The 18,820-nt window shown below is 36.7% G+C and carries 18 protein-coding genes; 3 read left to right on the top strand and 15 right to left on the bottom strand.

All coding sequences use genetic code 11. The features are described 5' to 3' along the window. Positions 1–28: 28 nt before the first annotated feature. Positions 29–694, bottom strand: coding sequence for a PspA/IM30 family protein (locus MKY78_RS16715; RefSeq protein WP_339214305.1), 666 nt, complete (start codon positions 692–694; stop codon positions 29–31). A gap of 133 nt (positions 695–827) precedes the next feature. On the opposite strand from MKY78_RS16715, the gene MKY78_RS16710 reads away from it, so the two are divergent. Further along, on the top strand, positions 828–1,925 hold the full coding sequence (locus MKY78_RS16710) for a Xaa-Pro peptidase family protein (RefSeq protein WP_339214304.1): 1,098 nt from the start codon (positions 828–830) through the stop codon (positions 1,923–1,925). A 38-nt stretch (positions 1,926–1,963) separates the two neighbouring features. Here MKY78_RS16710 and ald read toward each other — a convergent pair whose 3' ends face one another. Together ald and MKY78_RS16700 are read right to left on the bottom strand one after the other, a co-directional pair. Beyond that, entirely contained in the window at positions 1,964–3,079 is a 1,116-nt protein-coding gene (ald, locus tag MKY78_RS16705) for an alanine dehydrogenase (RefSeq protein WP_339214303.1), read from the bottom strand. A 136-nt stretch (positions 3,080–3,215) separates the two neighbouring features. Beyond that, positions 3,216–3,377 carry a hypothetical protein gene (locus tag MKY78_RS16700; protein ID WP_339214301.1) on the bottom strand — a complete coding sequence of 54 codons (162 nt, stop codon included), beginning with the start codon at positions 3,375–3,377 and terminating at the stop codon, positions 3,216–3,218. Between the two features lie 115 nt (positions 3,378–3,492). On the opposite strand from MKY78_RS16700, the gene MKY78_RS16695 reads away from it, so the two are divergent. Next, positions 3,493–3,927, top strand: a complete 435-nt coding sequence (locus MKY78_RS16695; protein ID WP_339214300.1) for a universal stress protein — start codon at positions 3,493–3,495, stop codon at positions 3,925–3,927. A gap of 119 nt (positions 3,928–4,046) precedes the next feature. Here MKY78_RS16695 and MKY78_RS16690 read toward each other — a convergent pair whose 3' ends face one another. The 11 genes from MKY78_RS16690 to refZ all read right to left on the bottom strand — a co-directional run bounded on the left by MKY78_RS16690 (position 4,047) and on the right by refZ (position 15,916). Beyond that, the gene (locus tag MKY78_RS16690; protein ID WP_339214299.1) at positions 4,047–5,231 is read right to left on the bottom strand and encodes an acetate kinase; all 1,185 of its coding nucleotides are present in this window, start codon (positions 5,229–5,231) and stop codon (positions 4,047–4,049) included. Then, entirely contained in the window at positions 5,228–6,226 is a 999-nt protein-coding gene (locus tag MKY78_RS16685; RefSeq protein ID WP_339214297.1) for a class I SAM-dependent methyltransferase, read from the bottom strand. Before MKY78_RS16685 ends, MKY78_RS16690 begins: the two co-directional genes overlap by 4 nt. Before the next feature lie 190 nt (positions 6,227–6,416). After that, on the bottom strand, positions 6,417–6,917 hold the full coding sequence (gene tpx, locus MKY78_RS16680) for a thiol peroxidase (protein ID WP_339214295.1): 501 nt from the start codon (positions 6,915–6,917) through the stop codon (positions 6,417–6,419). A gap of 80 nt (positions 6,918–6,997) precedes the next feature. Further along, positions 6,998–7,561, bottom strand: coding sequence for a GerW family sporulation protein (gene ytfJ / locus MKY78_RS16675; RefSeq protein ID WP_339214294.1), 564 nt, complete (start codon positions 7,559–7,561; stop codon positions 6,998–7,000). Positions 7,562–7,589: 28 nt separating this feature from the next. Next, a complete protein-coding gene (locus MKY78_RS16670) occupies positions 7,590–8,192 on the bottom strand; it encodes a DUF2953 domain-containing protein (RefSeq protein ID WP_339214293.1) in 603 nt (200 codons plus the stop codon). 140 nt (positions 8,193–8,332) lie between these two features. Further along, the gene (gene ltrA, locus MKY78_RS16665; RefSeq protein ID WP_188384654.1) at positions 8,333–9,595 is read right to left on the bottom strand and encodes a group II intron reverse transcriptase/maturase; all 1,263 of its coding nucleotides are present in this window, start codon (positions 9,593–9,595) and stop codon (positions 8,333–8,335) included. A 608-nt stretch (positions 9,596–10,203) separates the two neighbouring features. Further along, entirely contained in the window at positions 10,204–10,413 is a 210-nt protein-coding gene (locus tag MKY78_RS16660; protein ID WP_211742594.1) for an alpha/beta-type small acid-soluble spore protein, read from the bottom strand. A 93-nt stretch (positions 10,414–10,506) separates the two neighbouring features. Next, positions 10,507–11,709 (bottom strand): tRNA uracil 4-sulfurtransferase ThiI, encoded by a 1,203-nt coding sequence (gene thiI, locus MKY78_RS16655; RefSeq protein WP_339214291.1) that lies wholly within the window; start codon positions 11,707–11,709, stop codon positions 10,507–10,509. A 6-nt stretch (positions 11,710–11,715) separates the two neighbouring features. Further along, entirely contained in the window at positions 11,716–12,855 is a 1,140-nt protein-coding gene (locus MKY78_RS16650; protein WP_339214290.1) for a cysteine desulfurase family protein, read from the bottom strand. A gap of 207 nt (positions 12,856–13,062) precedes the next feature. Beyond that, positions 13,063–14,748 (bottom strand): septation ring formation regulator EzrA, encoded by a 1,686-nt coding sequence (gene ezrA / locus MKY78_RS16645; protein WP_339214288.1) that lies wholly within the window; start codon positions 14,746–14,748, stop codon positions 13,063–13,065. A 559-nt stretch (positions 14,749–15,307) separates the two neighbouring features. Further along, entirely contained in the window at positions 15,308–15,916 is a 609-nt protein-coding gene (refZ, locus tag MKY78_RS16640; RefSeq protein ID WP_339214286.1) for a forespore capture DNA-binding protein RefZ, read from the bottom strand. Between the two features lie 120 nt (positions 15,917–16,036). Between refZ and MKY78_RS16635 the strand changes: the two genes are divergently transcribed. Beyond that, positions 16,037–16,516: a GAF domain-containing protein gene (locus MKY78_RS16635; RefSeq protein ID WP_339214284.1), complete on the top strand. Its 480-nt coding sequence runs from the start codon at positions 16,037–16,039 to the stop codon at positions 16,514–16,516. 254 nt (positions 16,517–16,770) lie between these two features. On the opposite strand, the gene MKY78_RS16630 is transcribed toward MKY78_RS16635, so the two are convergent. Further along, complete coding sequence (locus tag MKY78_RS16630) at positions 16,771–18,678, bottom strand: sensor domain-containing diguanylate cyclase (RefSeq protein ID WP_339214282.1); 1,908 nt, start codon at positions 18,676–18,678, stop codon at positions 16,771–16,773. Positions 18,679–18,820: the final 142 nt, after the last annotated feature.

Genomic DNA, 18,820 nt, shown 5'->3' with positions numbered 1-18,820 from the left:
ATAGACTTCGCTTCCCGGGCTTTTTTGATTACTCTTTCCCCATTGCTCTCTTTAATGCTTCTAAATCATCATCTACATTAGAATCAAGTTTTCTAAATTCATCATCTAATGTACGAGCTTGTGTTGATAGATCTTCTGTCGTTTCTGCTTCTGCTTCAAATTGAAGTACTTTTTCCTCCATGCGTTCAAAGCCACGTCTTGACTCATCACCACCGATGGATGACATGCTACGATTAATCTTCGTACGTGTTTTAGCAGCTTCTGCACGTGCTTTTAATGAATCCTTTTTCAGGTTCATTTCTTGGTATTCTTTCTTCATTTCATCAAGCTTTGTTTTAAGTACTTGCGAGTCATTTTGAGCTTGCTCATAGGATTGCTGAAGTAATGTAGCTTGGTTTTCATATTCTTTCTTCTCTTGCAATGCTCTTTTAGCCAACTCATCTTCCCCAGCAAGTACAGCTTTTTCAGCTTGCGCCTGTCTTTTCTCAACCATCGCTTGCGCATCTTCTGCTTTACGTTTTAGAATTTTTTCGTTTGCTATTTGCTTCGCTACAGCAGCTTCTGCTTCTTGGATATCTGCTCCCATATCGCGAAGGAATTGATCTAGCATTTTTACTGGATCTTCCGCTTTATCAAGCATTGCATTTAATTCTGAACTTACGACTGTCTTTACTCTCTTAAAGAATTTAAACATAAGCAACCTCCATTAATTAAAATTTATTGAATGTCTTACCTATAGTACGAAAGAAAAAAGGAAAGGTTTCAATTTTCTTAGTTGTAATTCATTTTTTTTAATGTTTATAATTAGTATAAATGAGGTGAAATAAATGTCTAATAGAATTCAATCTTTACTAAGTGAATTACAAAAAAATCAACTAGACAGTATGCTAGTCACAACACCAGCTAATGTATATTATTTAAGTAACTATTTAACTGATCCACATGAAAGAGTTGTTGCTGTGTATGTAAGTACTACTCTTGATCCTGTACTTATTCTACCAGCGATGGAAGCAGAAGATGCAAAAAACGCTGGTTGGAATTATGCTATGATTGATTATCATGACCATGAAAATCCATGGGAATTGTTCAAATCGTTCTTAGAAGAATCAGGAAACCTACCTGGAACAATTGGTGTAGAGGAAGATAACCTTACATTAAGCCGATACCATAATATTAAAAGTATTCTACCTAATTCTACCATTAAAAATGCACAAGAGCTACTTTCAACGCTACGTGTCATCAAAACGGAAGAAGAATACGCATTACTGAAACGTGCTGCTGAACTAGCTGATTTCGGTGTTCAAACCGGTATAAATGCTTTAAAAGAAGGTATAAGCGAGCTTGAGGTCATTGCCACTATTGAATATGAGCTTAAAAAACAAGGTGTTCAGGCAATGTCATTCTCTACCATGACCTTATTTGGTGACAAAACTGCTTCTCCACATGGTACACCAGGAACAGCTAAACTAAAAAAAGGTGATATGGTATTATTTGACCTTGGTGTAGTTTATGAAGGGTATTGCTCTGATATAACGCGGACTATTGCTTTTCAGTCTATAACTCCGGAACAAGAAAAAATATATAACACCGTTTTAAATGGACAATTAAAAGCTATTGAGGCTTCCATTTTAGGTACTGCAGTCGGAAATATTGATAAAGCGGCACGTGAGCATATTGAAGCAAGTGGATATGGAAAATATTTTAACCATCGAATTGGACATGGTTTAGGGTTGGAAACACATGAATATCCATCTTTACATGGTAATAATACATTACCGTTGCAAGAAGGAATGTGTTATACAATCGAACCAGGAATTTATGTGCCAAAAACGGCTGGTGTCCGTATTGAGGATATGATTTTCATAACCGAAAATGGCCCAGAAATACTTACAAAATTCCCTAAAGAACTCCAAATCATCGATTAATATGTAAAGGGTCTGACTATAGCCAGGCCCTTTATTTTTTAACCTAATAAGTTTTCTACACTTCTATATTCCAATCCATGTGCTGCTGCGACTGCTTCATAGGTTACATAGCCATCAAGCGTATTCAATCCCTTTAATAATGCTGTATTTCCTAGACATGCATCGCGGTATCCTTTATTAGCTATTTGTAATGCATATGGCACTGTTACATTGGTTAAACCAATCGTAGATGTTCTAGGTACTCCTCCTGGCATGTTTGCAACAGAATAATGAAGCACACCATGCTTCGTATACGTCGGATTATCATGGGTAGTAATTCGATCACTCGTTTCAAAGATTCCACCTTGGTCAATGGCAACATCTACTATAACAGAGCCCTCTGACATCGCTTTAACCATTTCCTCGGTCACTAGCCTCGGTGCTTTTGCTCCAGGAATAAGTACTGCACCAATTACTAAATCTGATTCACGAACACATTCAGCAATATTCAGTGGGTTAGAAATCATCGTATTAATCGAAGAACCAAAAATATCATCTAAATAGCGTAGCCTTTCCGGATTTAGATCTAGAATCGTAACATTTGCTCCTAATCCAACTGCGATTTTCGCTGCATTAGTACCTACTACACCACCGCCAATAATCGTTACATTAGCTCTTTTAACCCCAGGGATTCCTGCTAGTAATATCCCTTTTCCACCTTTTGGTTTCTCTAAAAATTGAGCTCCGATTTGAGCAGCCATACGACCTGCCACTTCACTCATCGGTGTTAATAATGGTAAAGAACCATTACTTAGTTGAACCGTTTCATAAGCCAGTCCAATTACTTTTTTCTCAAGTAAAGCACGTGTAAGCTCTGGCTCTGCTGCCAAATGAAGATATGTAAACAATATTAATCCTTCATAAAAATAGTCATATTCTTCAGGTAATGGTTCTTTTACTTTCATCACCATTTCCTGTTCCCATACCTCTTTTGCAGTATCCACTATTACTGCACCAGCTTGTATATATTGGTCATCGGTAAATCCAGAACCGATACCTGCATTTGTTTCAACCAATACATCATGACCAGCGTTTTTTAAGGACATGACTCCAGCTGGTGTAATCGCGACTCTGTTCTCATTATTTTTTATCTCTCTTGGAACCCCAATTTTCATTTGGAACACCTTCCCTGTAATATTGTAAGCACTTCCATTGTATCAAATTTTGTAAAAAAAACTACTATTAATATTAGAATACCGAATATCCAAAAAACAATCTACCCAAAATTCGAGTAGATTGTTTACTTGAACATTATGCCTTTCTATTGTTAAATGCCCATATCCCTTTGTTATTGTGTAATTGATCTTCTACTACACCACTTTGATAACTCTCAAATAGCTGGTTCTGTACAGCGGAAACACCACTTGGGTCTTCGAATAATTTGTGTTTATTTTTATTCTTATTCTTAGCCATGAATTCACCCCCATTGTTAGTTTGTGCGTTTTTCGTCAAGAAAGGCCTGTTTACTTTTACCAAATGAAAGCGTTTTTATTGTATAATAATGGTAGATAAGAAAGGGGAGAGAAGGATGAGATATGAGTATAAACATATATTAGTTGCAATTGATGGTTCTCCTGCCTCTGAAATAGCTTTTAACAAGGCACTTGATATTGTGATGCGCAATAATGCTCATTTAATTATTGCACATGTAGTGGACTATCGTTCTTTTGCCTATGCAGAGTCTTATGATGGGACATTATCACGTAAAGCAGAAGAATATGGCAAAGAGCTAATTCAACATTATACGGAAAATGCCAAAAAAGCTGGTATTAACAATATCTCCTATTGTATAGAATACGGTTCCCCTAAAGTGAAGATTGCAAAAGATATAGCGAATAATGTCAAAGCAGATTTAATTATTTGTGGAGCAACTGGGATGAATACAGTGGAAAGATTTTTAATTGGTAGTGTATCGGAAAGTATCACGAGACATGCTTCCTGTGATGTACTTGTAGTACGATAACCGTTTTTGCTTGAAATCTAACTGATTAAGCTTTAATCACTTCGCACAATAGCTCTAAAAGAAAATAGTGGGTAAACCATCCGCCGATGACTTTACCCACTAATCTTTAGTATTTTTGGTTATTGTGCTAGACGGATAGTATCACGAGCAATCATTACTTCCTCATTGGTAGGAATAACGATAACTTTCACAGGTGAATGTGGGTAACTAATCACTTGTTCTTTACCTCTTGCGGCATGATTTAATGTTGGATCCCAATAAATACCCATAAATTCTAATCCGTTTAATACTTTAGCACGCATCGTGTCACTATTCTCACCAACACCAGCTGTGAAAATAACGGCATCAATTCCCGACATAATTGCACCATAAGAGCCAATATATTTATGAATTCTACTTGCAAACACATCAAGTGCTAATTCCGCACGTTTGTTTGTATCTGCTTGTCCTTCAATATCGCGTAAATCACTTGAAAATCCAGATAATGCAAGCATTCCGCTTTCTTTATTCAGTACATTGATAACCTCTTCTGCTGTTTGCCCTGTCTTTTCCATAATATATGGAATTAGTGCTGGGTCAATGTTACCAGAGCGTGTCCCCATTGTTACACCAGCTAAAGGAGTGAAGCCCATAGAAGTATCAATAGATTTACCACCTTTAATAGCTGCTATACTTGCTCCATTTCCTAAATGGCAGGAAATCAAACGTAAATCTTCAATCGGTTTACCCATTATTTCTGCCGCACGTTGTGAAACATATTTATGGGATGTCCCGTGGAAGCCATATTTACGGATACCATATTTCTCATAATACTCATATGGTAAGCTATATAAATATGACTTAGGTTCCATTGTTTGATGGAAAGCTGTATCAAAGACTGCTACCATTGGAACATTCGGTAAAACTTCCTTAAAAGCATGAACCCCTGTTAAGTTTGCTGGATTATGTAATGGTGCAAGTTCAGAAACTTCTTCAATATCTTTAATAACTTGTTCCGTTATTAAAACAGAGTCATTAAACTTTTCGCCACCATGAACAATACGATGTCCAACAGCATTAATTTCTTCTAATGATTGAATTACTCCAGATGATGTAAGCTTGTCTAATAATAATTTTACTGCTACCTCATGATTCGGAATATCGGTAATTTGTTTATCTTTTTCGTCTACTTCAAATGTAAATACCGCCTCAGGTAAGCCAATTCTTTCTACAAGCCCTTTAGCCTTTACAATCTCTTCTGGCATTTGAATAAGCTGGAATTTTAACGATGAGCTTCCAGCATTAATAGCTAATACGTTTGTCAACTTTGTTCACTCCTGTTGTTATGATAATCTTTAAACCAATTATTCATTTTACTTAAGACATCCTCCATCGCTCTAGTATTTTTCAACGAAGGAAGCTGTACTAGTAATGGTTGTTTCGGTCCCTCTGTATTTTTCCCCTTCTTCTGCAGGATTAATATGAATTTAGCATTTTTCTTAGCTTTAAAAGCACTTTCCGGTAGCTGAATTACCCCAACGATATGGGCATGCTTCTGAATGAAAGCATGCAGCTCGTCCTTTCCTTCACTCTCAAAGATGAAGTTCGGTACCATCAATACTAAATAGCCACCATGTTTTGTATAATTTAAGCTTTGCTCGATAAACAAATGGTGACTGAAGGAGTGACCTTCTTTTGCTTTCAATTCATAGCTTGCTGCACGAATGTCGTCTGGATAATACCCTACAGGTAAGTCCGAGACAATTAAATCTACTGGATCTAATAAGAAGGGTCTTAGGCTATCCTGATGGAAAAATTCAATAGGTGTTTTTTGTAAATTAGCACTAATTAAAGCTAATTGTATTAAAGTCGGATCGACTTCACTAGCGTAAGCCTCAACTGATTGATCTAATTGTGATATAACGGTTGTGAGCATATTACCAGTGCCCGAAGCAGGATCAAAAATACGTAATGTTTCACTTTTGACTAATTTTTGAACGAGATAACCTACAAGTAACGAGACAGCTTCAGGGGTAATCAAATGCTGCTGTTGTGTCGTATCCTTCATTCCTTTTAACACGGCAAACTGAATAGCTTTGCGTATATCATCAGCATGATAATCGTCCAACTGAATGCGTTCTAATGCCGTATTCAGTTTATGTGTGAGGATATCATCCATCGATTCTTCCGGACTCTGATAATAAAGTGTTTCTAATGCCAGAACTAAACTATCCAGATAGGGCTCATTTAAATGTTGTTCAATGACTTGGGTAGTCTCATCCATCCATTCAAACAAGTTTTCAACCTTTGTTTTTTCCATATTATAATCCTCCGTTCCATTGAGACCCGTTATATTGTATCAGATGCAGCACACCCTGTACAAGATAATGATTTAGACAGAAGATTTTTATTTCATTAAAGATTAATGAAAAAAAGTCCCCGTATAAGGTATGACCCCAATGGAATAACCTTTGGGAATCAATACCTATAGCGAGAGACTTTTTCATCCTTTATTCTGCCTGTTTAGCCGCTTCTAGTGCTTTATCGTAGTCAGGATGGTCGGACACTTCAGAAACATATTCAACATAAGCAACCTTATCACTGGAATCTACTACAAATATAGAACGAGCAAGAAGACGAAGTTCTTTTATTAAAACGCCATATTTTTCACCGAAATCTGCATCACGATGATCAGAAAGTAAATCAAGACTTTCTACATTATTCACTTCACGCCAGCGTTTTTGAGCGAAAGGTAAATCCATACTTACCGTTAGAACTTGTACATTTTCTAGCTTTTGTGCCTCTGCATTAAAGCGATTTGTTTGTATCGAGCAAACACCTGTATCAACCGATGGAACGACACTTATTAATTTAATCTTCCCTTTGTAATCTGCTAGTGATTTTTCTTCTAAGTCATTCGTAAGAACCGTAAAATCTGGAGCTTGATCCCCGACCTTTAATTCGTTTCCTACTAATGTAACTGGCTCTTGTTTAAACGTAACATTAACCATTTTCTTCCTCCTATTCCATAGACTTATTTCTATTATAGTAGAATAAAATGGCGATTTCCAAGAAAAGAATCGCCATTGTCTTAAATATCGTAGATTGATGCCTCATCGGATTCTTTCTTTTTATCTCCAGATTGCTTATTTTCATCCACGTCTTTATCCCTCTTATCTCCACTATCCTTCGTTTCATTACTCTTTTGCTTCTCTTTAGAACCTTGTCCTTTACTTTGGCTACTCTCTTTTAGTAATTGCTGAATTTTTTCAACAGCTTTTGGAGCAAAGTCTATTAGCTTTTCATAGATATGCGTGTTTTGATCTAAGTGTACCATTTTAATCCCTTTATGATTTACTATTAAAAAGGCTACCGGTGTAATCGATACACCACCACCACTACCACCGCCAAAAGGGAATACCGCTTCACTACTAGCACTATCACTATCTCCCCCAGATCCGGTGCCAGATCCAGAATCACTTGGTACAAATTCACTTCCACCTGCAGCGAATCCAAACCCTACTTTTGACACTGGAATAATGACACTTCCATCCGGAGATTCAATAGGATCACCAATTATTGTATTGACCTCTACCATATCCTTTAAACTTTCCATAGCTGTCGTCATAAGACCTTGAATCGGATGTTCCTCCATTGTTATCCTCCTTTTTAATTTTCCTTGTCTAAGTATATATTTCCTTGTTCAAATTACTATTTCGTAATATACGTAACCCGGTGTGAATAGCTTTTCCTAATCGGATAGATACAATGCAATCTATTTCAGAATATAGTCCTCTTTGTTGAAAATGGGGTGTGACAGATAGTTTCGGTTGGCAGCTTAGATTAGATAATTCATGAAAAAAGCTAACAACGGTCCCTTTCATCATCCATACTCCTCCAGACATAATCCCAGTTGAAGCGGCATCACCAGTACCAAAATCCGTTCTCCATAATAATTGATGGATGACAATACTTTTCATCATCATTTTGATTATCTTCTTCACTTCTTTGAAGGAAGGGATTACGGTTTGTACGACTTGCTTCATATCTTTGTAATCTTCCAGGTCCATTTCTTCGAGCATGTCTAGGATAGACGTTTTTTCTTTTTGAGACTCGTCATTTAAAATCAGTTTCCGATGGATGATTCGTAATCGGATATAATATATATCCACTGTCATAAAATGATTTGTTTTTTGATATCGATAATAAACTCGTATCCTTACATTGAGGATAAGAAGTAGTATTACGATGATACATATTACAAGCGCAGTAATAATCCAAGCCATGCTTCCATCTCCACGATTTAATAACGATAGTTTGCCACAAGTTTCCAATTTTATGCATAAACAAAATCGAGTAGGAGGAGGCGATTAACCTCCGACCTCTCACACCACCGTACGTACGGTTCCGTATACGGCGGTTCCATCTAAGTCCAACGTAACGTTTGATATCTACTAAATAGACTCTTTAGCCCTTGGCCTGACCAATATTGGTCGTCAAGGGCTTTATGCAAGATTGGGCTTTTAGCTATTCGCCAGTATCCCTTTCTTGTGTTAGCCCATTCCCACGCTTTTCCTTTCTTAATTCCGTATCGAATTAAGTTATGGTACCTTGTTTGGACTTTCTTCCATTCCTTCCAACGAATCATTCGTAACCTTCTTCTTATCCAGGCATCTAGTTTCTTGAATAAAGAAGGCGTTTCTGCCAGTTGGTAGTAGCCTAACCAACCTATTAGGAATCGATTTAGTTTCTCCATCCTTCTATCCATCGCCACCGATTTCCTTCTAGAAGTCAGTTCACGAACTCGCTGTTTAAAGCGTTTTACACTTTCTTTTGAAACCCGGATTTTCGGGGTTTCCTTCTGGATGGTAAAAGAAAATCCAAGGAATTTGCGTCTCCATGGGCGGTCTACCGCACTTTTGTCTCCATTTACTTTGAGTTTCAGTTTCTCTTCTATGAATTTAGTGATAGTATTCATGATTCGTAAACCCGCACGTTTGGAGCGAACATAGATATTACAGTCGTCTGCATAACGGACGAAGTGAAGTCCTCTTTTCTCCAGTTCTTTATCCAGTTCATCGAGGACAATATTGGAAAGTAGTGGACTTAGGGGGCCTCCTTGGGGAGTACCTTCTGTATTAGGACAAGCTAACCCATCTTCCATAATTCCTGCCTGTAAATATCTTCTGATTAATTTCAAGACCATTGGGTCTTGAATTCTTTTACTTAATGTTCGCATCAGTCTGTCATGATTTACTTTATCGAAGAATTTCTCTAAATCCATATCGATTACCCAACGGTAACCCTGCTTGATATAATTTCTAGCTTGTCTCACCGCATCATGTCCGCGCTTGTTTGGACGGAATCCATAACTGTATCGCGAAAATGTAGGGTCGTAAACTTCCGTTAGGACTTGTGCGATTGCTTGTTGGAGGAATCGGTCTGTCACGGTAGGGATACCTAACTTTCTCTTCCCACCGTTTGGTTTCGGGATTTCGACACGACGAACAGGTTGAGGGTAGTAGGTTCCCTTTTCGAGTTGTTCCCGAATGGTAGTCCACTGTTTCATGATATGTGCTCGTAGGTTTTGTACAGGCATATCATCCACACCATGACTTCCTTTGTTTCTTTCTACACGTTTTAGTGCTTGTATTAAGTTTTCCCGTGATAGTATTCTTTCCAACATGATATCGAACTCCTACGCGAATTGTCCGTCCTTCTTATGTGGCAACTACTTTCAGCCCTTCTAATGTCCCCCACGAGATTCATCGTTTCCTCCATTAGGAAGGTTCTTATGTTTCTGCGTCATCAAGTGTTGCGTATGCAAAGTGGCAATTCTCCTTAGATGATTCAGCCCTTCCCGAATACCCTAGGAGCATTCGGTACTATGGCTTCGGCTGACTTCTGATAGTTCAGCGAACATTCTCATGTTCGGTTACGGCAGGTGTACCGCATTTCTATCAGACCTCCCAGGGTAAGCACACATTCTTCCTCTCCATGTCCTCGCTCCATTTACTCTATGCTCCCTTTGGCAGTAAGGACTTCAACTTGTATAGCAGTCTCATCCAAGAACATCTAGCCTTATATGAAGTTTGTGTTCCTCGAGGCGGAGATTTGCCGCTGACTTCCTTCAGATTCTAGGTCACCCTAGACACCCTTGTCTTAAGCTAATCACTACTACTGCCTTCGTGATTCAGGACTTCAACCCTAGAGAATGTGTGCATGCCTGGCACACTATAAAGAGGACCATCCTCGGGTAGAGAATGGTCCTCAGCCATTTAAACTATTTAATTAGTATTAACCGTTAAATCCACCAAACTGTTGTTCAGCCATTTGAACAAGACGTTTTGTAATTTCTCCACCAACAGAACCGTTAGCACGAGAAGTTGTATCAGCACCAAGTTGAACACCAAATTCTTGAGCAATCTCATACTTCATTTGTTCTAGCGCTTGTTCAGCACCAGGTACAAGTAATTGGTTAGAATTGTTGCTATTGTTGTTTGCCATGGTATTTCACCTCCTTGGTACACTTATAATGTGCGTATTAGAGGTGAAACATTCATATTATTAATTGGTAAGTGTTGCTAAATACACTTCTGGTTAAAATAAACCTTCAAACGCATCCTCTGCTTTTTTCTTATCGGTAATTCTGACGACTTCTATACCATCAATTGCTTCTTGAATTAATTCCTCATAATCAAACTTAGATTCAAAATAGTTCACGCGATCACGTTTAGGTTTTGTTTTCGGTGCTTTCGGTACAAAGATAGTACAGCAATCCTCGTAAGGTCTTATCGAGATATCAAAGGTATCAATGTTTTTGGAAATCTCGATAATTTCATCCTTATCCATCGTAATTAACGGTCTAATAATCGGATAATTCGTAACCTCATTAATCGTATTCATACTAGTCATGGTTTGACTTGCTACTTGACCTAAATTTTCACCCGTTGTCATGGAAAGGATACCTTCCTTTTGAGACACTCTTTCACTAATGCGTAACATCATCCTTCTCATTACCGTCATGCCGTATCCATCAGGTGTTTCTTGGAATATTTTTTGTTGAAGCTTCGTAAACGGAACGATATGGATTTTAATACTTGGACCAAAGCTTGCTAATTTTTCTGTTAAATCCAATACCTTTTGCTTTGCTCGTTCACTTGTAAATGGTGGCGAATGGAAATGAATTGCTTCAATCTCAACACCACGCTTCATCGCAAGATAGCCTGCAACTGGACTGTCAATTCCTCCGGATAACAGTAATAGCGTCTTACCAGAGGTTCCTACTGGAAGTCCCCCTGCACCTCGTACAACACTTGATGTAATGTAAGTAGCTTCTTGGCGTATTTCTACTTTCACTTCTACATCTGGGTTGTGTACATCTACCGTATATGAATCGGTATGGCTTAAGAGATGTCCGCCTAAGATTTGATTCAATTCTTGAGATCGTACTGGAAATCCTTTATTAATACGTTTTACAGTAACTTTAAATTTTTTCACTTCTTCTGCATTTGTCAACGCATATAAAGCAGCTTCTTTGATGCTTTCCAATTCATTTTCTACTTTTATCGCTAAACTTAGGCTATGAATTCCGAAGATATGCTTAACCTTCTCCATAATTGGTTGTGGATCTTCTCCATTTAATAGGATAAACATTCTCCCTTGAGTTCTCTTCACTTTTACTTCCGGATAATCCATTAATTTATGACGAATGTTTTGTTGTAGTTTTTCTACAAATAGTTTACGGTTCTTACCTTTTAACGCTAGTTCTCCGTAGCGAATTAATATATGATCAAATTCCATTATTATCTACTCCATTACTTCTTTTAGTTGGGTTATTGCTTCTTTCAGTTTATGAATAAACGTTTTTATTTCGTCCATTGTATTGTCATAGGAAAGACTAACACGCAATGCCGATTTTGCCCTATCTTGCGAGAATCCACACGCCTTTACAATTCTACTTTCATCTAAATCTTTAGAGGAACATGCAGATTTTGTTGAAATAAATATTCCTTGCTTTCCTAAAGTATGAATCATTACCTCAGGTTTTAATCCCGGAATAGAAAAGTTCAGGATATGTGGTGCTGCTTGCTCAGAAGAATTAATAACAACCTCCTTTATTTCTCCTAATTCCTGACGTAAATAAAGGTTTAATTGGATTAATTTCTCCGATTCCTTCACTTGTCTTTCTTTAATCAGACGTAGTGCTTTTACAAACGCCACTGCACCAGCTAGATTTTCTGTACCAGAGCGCACTTTTAACTCTTGGTCTCCACCGTGGAATAAAGGAAATAGCTTTACACCTCTACGTTTATAAAGGATACCAGTGCCTTTAAGTCCATGGATTTTATGTCCTGACATCGTACACAAGTCAATGCCACTATTAGAAAGGGTAATCGGTACCTTCCCTAAGCCCTGAACATGATCCACATGAAAGAAGAGCTTTGGATGGTTTTTAGCAATTTCACCAATTTCTTTTATTGGTTGAATGGAACCAATTTCGTTATTAACATGCATAATACTAATTAAAATGGTATCCGGTTGAATGGCACGTTTTACATCTTCAACAGACACAACTCCAGCTTCATTTACAGGTAAATAGGTTATTTGAAATCCTAGCGTTTCTAAACTTTTACATGCCTCATAGACAGAAGGATGTTCAATTTCAGTGGTAATGATATGCTTACCTCGTCCTTGATGCTGTAATGCTATTCCCTTAATAGCAGTATTATTCCCTTCTGTACCACCTGATGTGAAGATAATTTCATCCTCATAAACGTTTAGAAGATTCGCAGCTTGTTCCTTCGATTTTAGTAGAAGTTTCTCCGTCTCTCCACCAAGGATATGGATAGAAGAAGGATTTGCAAAGTAACTGGTTGATACCTGTTGAAAACTTTGTAACACTTCTGGATGTGGTTTCGTGGTTGCACTATTATCTAGATATATCATGAAAAATCCTCCTTTTATCACTTTTTATTGCAACAAATGAGAGCTGCTTATAACAATTCATTTCGTATTTAATCCCAAAATATCATTATAGAAAAACTTCCGATAACGTGAAAGTTTTTAATCTTAACTCCATATTAAACACAAAACGGAAGGCTGTCTTTAGGAAATCTCTTTCCATAAAGCAGCCTCACTGACCATTCTTATTTTTTATATTAATTGATGTTCTTCAATTCGCTTTAATGCACCAGGCTCCACTTCTTCAAGTGCTTTAGCAGCCTGTTCCAATGCTACTTCATATTCATAACTTCTAAATAAATTCTCTGCTTCTAATAGCTTCGCAGCAAGCAATGGATATTTACTTCTGTAACGGTTAGCATATTGTATAACTTGTTCAGTTAAACGTGCTTGATCTACCATGACTTCCGTTTGCTCTACCAATAAATCCACTGCTGCTTTAGCTGCCGTTAACGAGCGCTGTACTTCAGCAATATCTAAAGGACTTTTCTCCAATGCTTTTAATACATGATTACTTTTCTCTAAAGCTTCGTCCATTGAATTCCAAATAAAATTTGGTACTCCAGGAATATTACTCTTTTTAATCTTGCGGTTCGTCTCATTAATTTGTTCACGGATATCAGCTAATTTTTCTTTCGCTTCTATCTCGTCTTTCCTCATGTTATAAATACTCGCTTTAAAATCTTGATGCTTTTCATAAAGCTCTTCTAACTGATTAAATCCAGTTTCCAGCTGTGTTCGCAGTTCTGAATGAGGCATATCATCCTCTTCTAGACCTTCTACAACTTCATCGAATATTTTTTGCAGCTGTCCAATACTCTTTTCCAATGATAGGTATTTTTCCATATCTTGATCATCAAAATAATACGTTTGCTTCAATAAGTCAACCTCTGATTTCGTTTCTTCAAATGATGCCGCAATTTCTTCTACTGACTTTTGGTAGCTTGGAACTTGGGTTTCCATATAATTCTTGGCAATTGCTTCTTTCTCCAACAATTGATACATTTCCTGAATACGATCTTCAACCTCTTTCATTAAGGTTCTCGCTTCTGTTGATGTTCCCTTTTCTAGAGCGATAACACAATCTAAAAGCCTCTGTTGGTACCCTTGTAATTCATTTTCAAAGCCTAGATGTTCAATGCGGAATCCTTCTTCTTTCATCTCTTTAATTCCAGCATATAAATCATCTATTTGGGCAGGAATATCCTGTTTACATGCTCGATATATTTCTGGAAACTCTTCCATTTCGACTGTAAGTAAATCTAGACGTTCTTTTAGGGAGTCTACTAATTCTTTCGCTTCAGTGTAATTCCCTAAATCTACTAATTCATGGTATTGATTTAGCATCTCCGCTAGTTCGTCAATCTCTACTTCAAAACGTAATTCCGCTTTTCCATATTGGAATCTATTCTGTGCAATTTTCTTACGTAACTGTTTAATTGCCGGTTGAATATTTTCCACTTCTTTACGACTTGTTTCTTCTGATTCAACTAATGCATCTAATTCAATGAGAATTTTATCAATATCTTTTTCAATTGTTTGTAAGCTCTGCTCCGTTTTTCGCAGAATCTTCTTTGCGTTCGAGAAACGGAATCGGTCCGCGGCCTCTTCAGCATCAAATAAATATTCTTCAATATCCGGAAGCGATTTTGAAAGTATATAATCCCATCGTTCCTTCCAAGATTCGAATCGGTCTTGCGTCTCACCAGATAGATTTAGCGCTTTAATTCTTGTTAACTGCGCAGATACATTTCTGTTCATGACATCTAGCTTCCAACCCTCTAGGCGGTCAACTAAATCATAAATTCTCTTTCTCATAATAAGGCTTATAATAATTAGTGCGATTATGACAAGTACAATTCCAATAATATATTCCATAGTAAAGCCCCCTAAAAAATCCCAAGAAGAAATTCCTTTATATAAAAATGATTCTCTTATCATGTAAAGCTATTTTTCTATAATCATTATAATACCATGTATCCGCGATTTTTGGCTAAAAAAATCAATTAAAAAAGTGATTTTTTGTCAGATTATGAAAGTAGTTATATAATTCCTTCAAATTTTCAGGTACACTAGAATGAAAAAAAAGGCTGGGACAAAAGGATGAATCTTAAAGTAAAAACCGTATGATGAGCAAGGATCCCGCTCCGGAAATATACTTGCGGTTGCTTCCAGCACAGGGGCGACATCTGCTCGATAAAACCATCGCAGTGTCTACCTTGCACTTTATCACAGCATAAGTCGACATCTGCGCGAGAGAACCTCGCAGTGTCTTCTTTACCGCCGGGCGGCTGCCTTAGCCTCCTCGTGCTACTTCTTTAGGAGTCTCAACCTTGCCCTTCCTCCCACAGGAGTCTACGTATATTTCGGAGCTAGTATCGTGTATCATTCGGTTTTATATTCAATTCTTTTGCTATGTCCCAACCTCTTTCCTTTCTTATTGGGTTATATAATCAATCCATTGATGAATGGTCTGAACATATTTGGTAACAAATAAGGAATGCGAGTAATCCCCTACGACCTGACTCCGCCATTCATTATGTAAAACATAAGGTGTGACAAGCATACCTTTTAATTGCATCAGTAAAAATTGCCGATCTAATTTTTGTTTATCTACGTTACCGCCTTTAACTACAGCGGTGAATGCATTTCCAATAATAAAATTTTCTTTCGCTAAGTAGGTAACAACCATTTCACGAACAAATACAGAATCCATGGATAATTCACGATGTATAAAGCAGGATAATTGTAGGTTACTATGTTTATATTGTATAATTTTATGTATTAATTTTTTCAATTTTTCATTAGGGGTATCATCACTTGATTCTTCAAGAGTTGCTTCAATGATTGCTAAATATTCTTCGTAATAACGTGAGACAGCATACTCTAATAATCCCTGCTTTCCTTTAAAGTAATAACTTATAGAGGAAACATTAACAGAGGCTTTTTCTGCGATGTCACGAACAGAAGTACCATGGAATCCTTTTTGATAAAAAAGTGAAGAAGCAGCCTCAACTACTTTTCTTTTAGTAGGGGAATCTTTCATTGAACCCAACTCCTTTCGTAATCATTTAGATTCATATATTATTAATACGACAGAAATATAAATTATCCTGCTTCATTCATCAGGATTAATTATAACTATTTTTTGGGAGGATGTTTATCTATGTTTCAATCGAGTTTATATTCTGGTGATAAAGTAAAAGATTATGAACTATTAATTAAGCAGTTATCAGCGTTAGTAGATGGTGAAACAGATGTTATTGCTAATTTATCCAATGCCTCTGCCTTATTAAATCAATTTCTTGATGAAACCAATTGGGTGGGGTTCTATTTATGGAAAGATGACGAGCTTGTTTTAGGACCATTCCAAGGATTACCAGCTTGCATTCGTATTGGTTATGGAAAAGGTGTATGTGGTACTGCTGTTAAAGAACGTAAAACACAACGAATTGAAGATGTTCATCAATTCCCTGGACACATTGCGTGTGACAGTGCCAGTCAATCAGAAATTGTTGTTCCTATTATAAAAGATGGTGAAATATTCGGTGTCCTTGATATTGATAGCCCGATTTTAAATCGCTTTGATGAAACGGATCAAGAATACTTGGAGAAATTTGTTGCCGAATTAACGAAATATCTTTAGGTTTCATACAATAATTTATTCGTCCATATCGGTTCGAAAGACGCCCCGCGTAACAAAAGCAATAAAAAGAAGACATCGCACAGGAAGTACCTCGCGCGTGTCTTCTTTTTGTTTTATCTAATACATGTAAGAGAACGATATTTAACTTCGATCTGTAGAAAGCATACGGCGCTAACCTTTTTTTCTTAATTAGAAGTCAGCTAAATGATTTCTCAATGCGAAGCTTAATTCTAATAATCCAAGTCATTACAAAACTAAGCGTGTAGATTATCTTTTTCCTGTTCATCTATGCTATATTTCACGACACAGTTTTTTCCATAGTTTTTGGCGTCATAGAGAGCCTTATCTGTTCGAATAAAAAAGTTCTTAGCCGAGTCATCAGTTGCTTTTGTCCAGGAAGAAACACCTGCCGATAACGTTACTCTAGGTTCTGTAAAGCTTTCTACTTGAGTATTTATTTTCCTCGCTAGTTGAACTCCCTCATTTAATTCCGTATTAGGTAGATAAACAGCAAGTTCTTCTCCACCCCATCTAGCTGCAACATCTCTGTCCGCAATATTGGACTTTATAATAGTTGCTACCTGCTTTATTACTTCATCGCCAATATAGTGACCATATGTATCATTAACTTGTTTAAAATTATCAATATCAAATAAAATTAATGTCCCCAGTTCCCCACTTTTCATATGCTGTATTATTTTTTCATCCAAGTAATTTCGTGAATTTAGCTGGGTTAAGTAATCTGTTGAAGCTGCCTCTTGTAATTGTTCTTTTAGAATAGTGTTAACAAAGGCTAATGTAGAGTGACGAATGATGGATTGTAATAGTTTAAACTCGTCAAATGAAAATGCATACGAATCGTGATGAAGTACGATAACAACACCATTTACCTCACCGGCATTAATCATCGGTAAAGCCATTACAGAGTGATAAGGAAAATAAGTATCCTTCGATGTAAATTCTCCTGAAAAAATGGCTTCTTTACGTTTTAGTATATCGGAAACGAACGTACGCATTACCATACGACCTTCCAATGTCTCAAAAAATGAGGTACTACCATCAATTGCCTCAAAATGATGTGCCATTTCCTGCTTTTTATAGATGAATCCTATTTCGGAAGGTTTACAGATTTTTATGATCTGATCTCTTACAAGCCTCGTTATTTCCGTTAAATCTAAGTTTGAGTTTAATCGGTGAGTTAAGTCATTAATCAATTGCAAATCGGATACAAGATGCTTCGAATTTTGGTATAAAATGGTATTTTCGATAGCTTTTCCTGCTGTGTTAGCAAACTTCCTAATAAACGCAATCTCCTCTTCTGGAAAGTCTATTATCATGGGGATAATAATTTGTAGTACACCATATACCCCTTGGTATCCCTTCAAAGGCGCATATATACACGTGTTTTTCTCCTGAATTCGGTTTTCTATTTGAATTTCCGCCTTTAAAAAGGCCTGAGAGCTAGCTAGTTTTGTTGAATCGTCACTGAATTCAATTGCCCTTATAGGTAAACCTAATGTCTCATCATGATCCTGCGCTAATAATAAGTAAAATGCATAGTCAGGATAAATACGACGGATGCTAGAGATAATTTCTGTATATATTTCTGTCTTATTATTTAAAACTAAAAATGTAGACGTAATATCATATAACGTTTGGTATTTTTCTTCATTTTGTTTTGATTGGATGACTTCATTTACAACTGTAAACGACCTTTCTAGCTCCACTTTGATCGTGATTAAAAGCTCATCCACTAACCCTTGTTTAGAATCTATACCTAGTACAATCATTCCAGCCGGACCACATGATGGCTGTATCGGAACAGCTATCGTAGTCTCTTCCGTTTTAGCGGATGAAAATACATTATCCTCCTCGGCAATTTCCATGAAGGTCTGATTCTGTATAATGGTATTCCAATACTTATTATGAGGATCTGCAATTTTATTTGAAAATGCTTCAACTGAATTATTCGTATGTGCTACTAATTGAAGCTGTTTGTGACTTTGATCATAGGTGTATATACCAATAAAATCTAAATCCAGTAATTTATATAAACTAGTGGATAGATTTTGATAGAAATTGTCCTTACCAGTAGGTGATACAGTAGTAAGTGAATTATAGTTAATTAATTTGATTTGTTCTTGTATAGAGCTAATATTCATCATAATCACCTATCAAAGGATTTTATTTATTGCTATTATATAATATATTGATTTTAATTTACCATTTTATCATATGAAATAGCACGTTATTCAACCTTTTTATTAAAAGAATCATTGACTTAGTTCCAAAAAAATTATATAC

Source organism: Ornithinibacillus sp. FSL M8-0202 (assembly GCF_037975285.1).
Classification (GTDB): Bacteria; Bacillota; Bacilli; order Bacillales; family Amphibacillaceae; genus Ornithinibacillus; species Ornithinibacillus massiliensis.
This window is presented reverse-complemented; position numbering and strand designations above follow the sequence as displayed.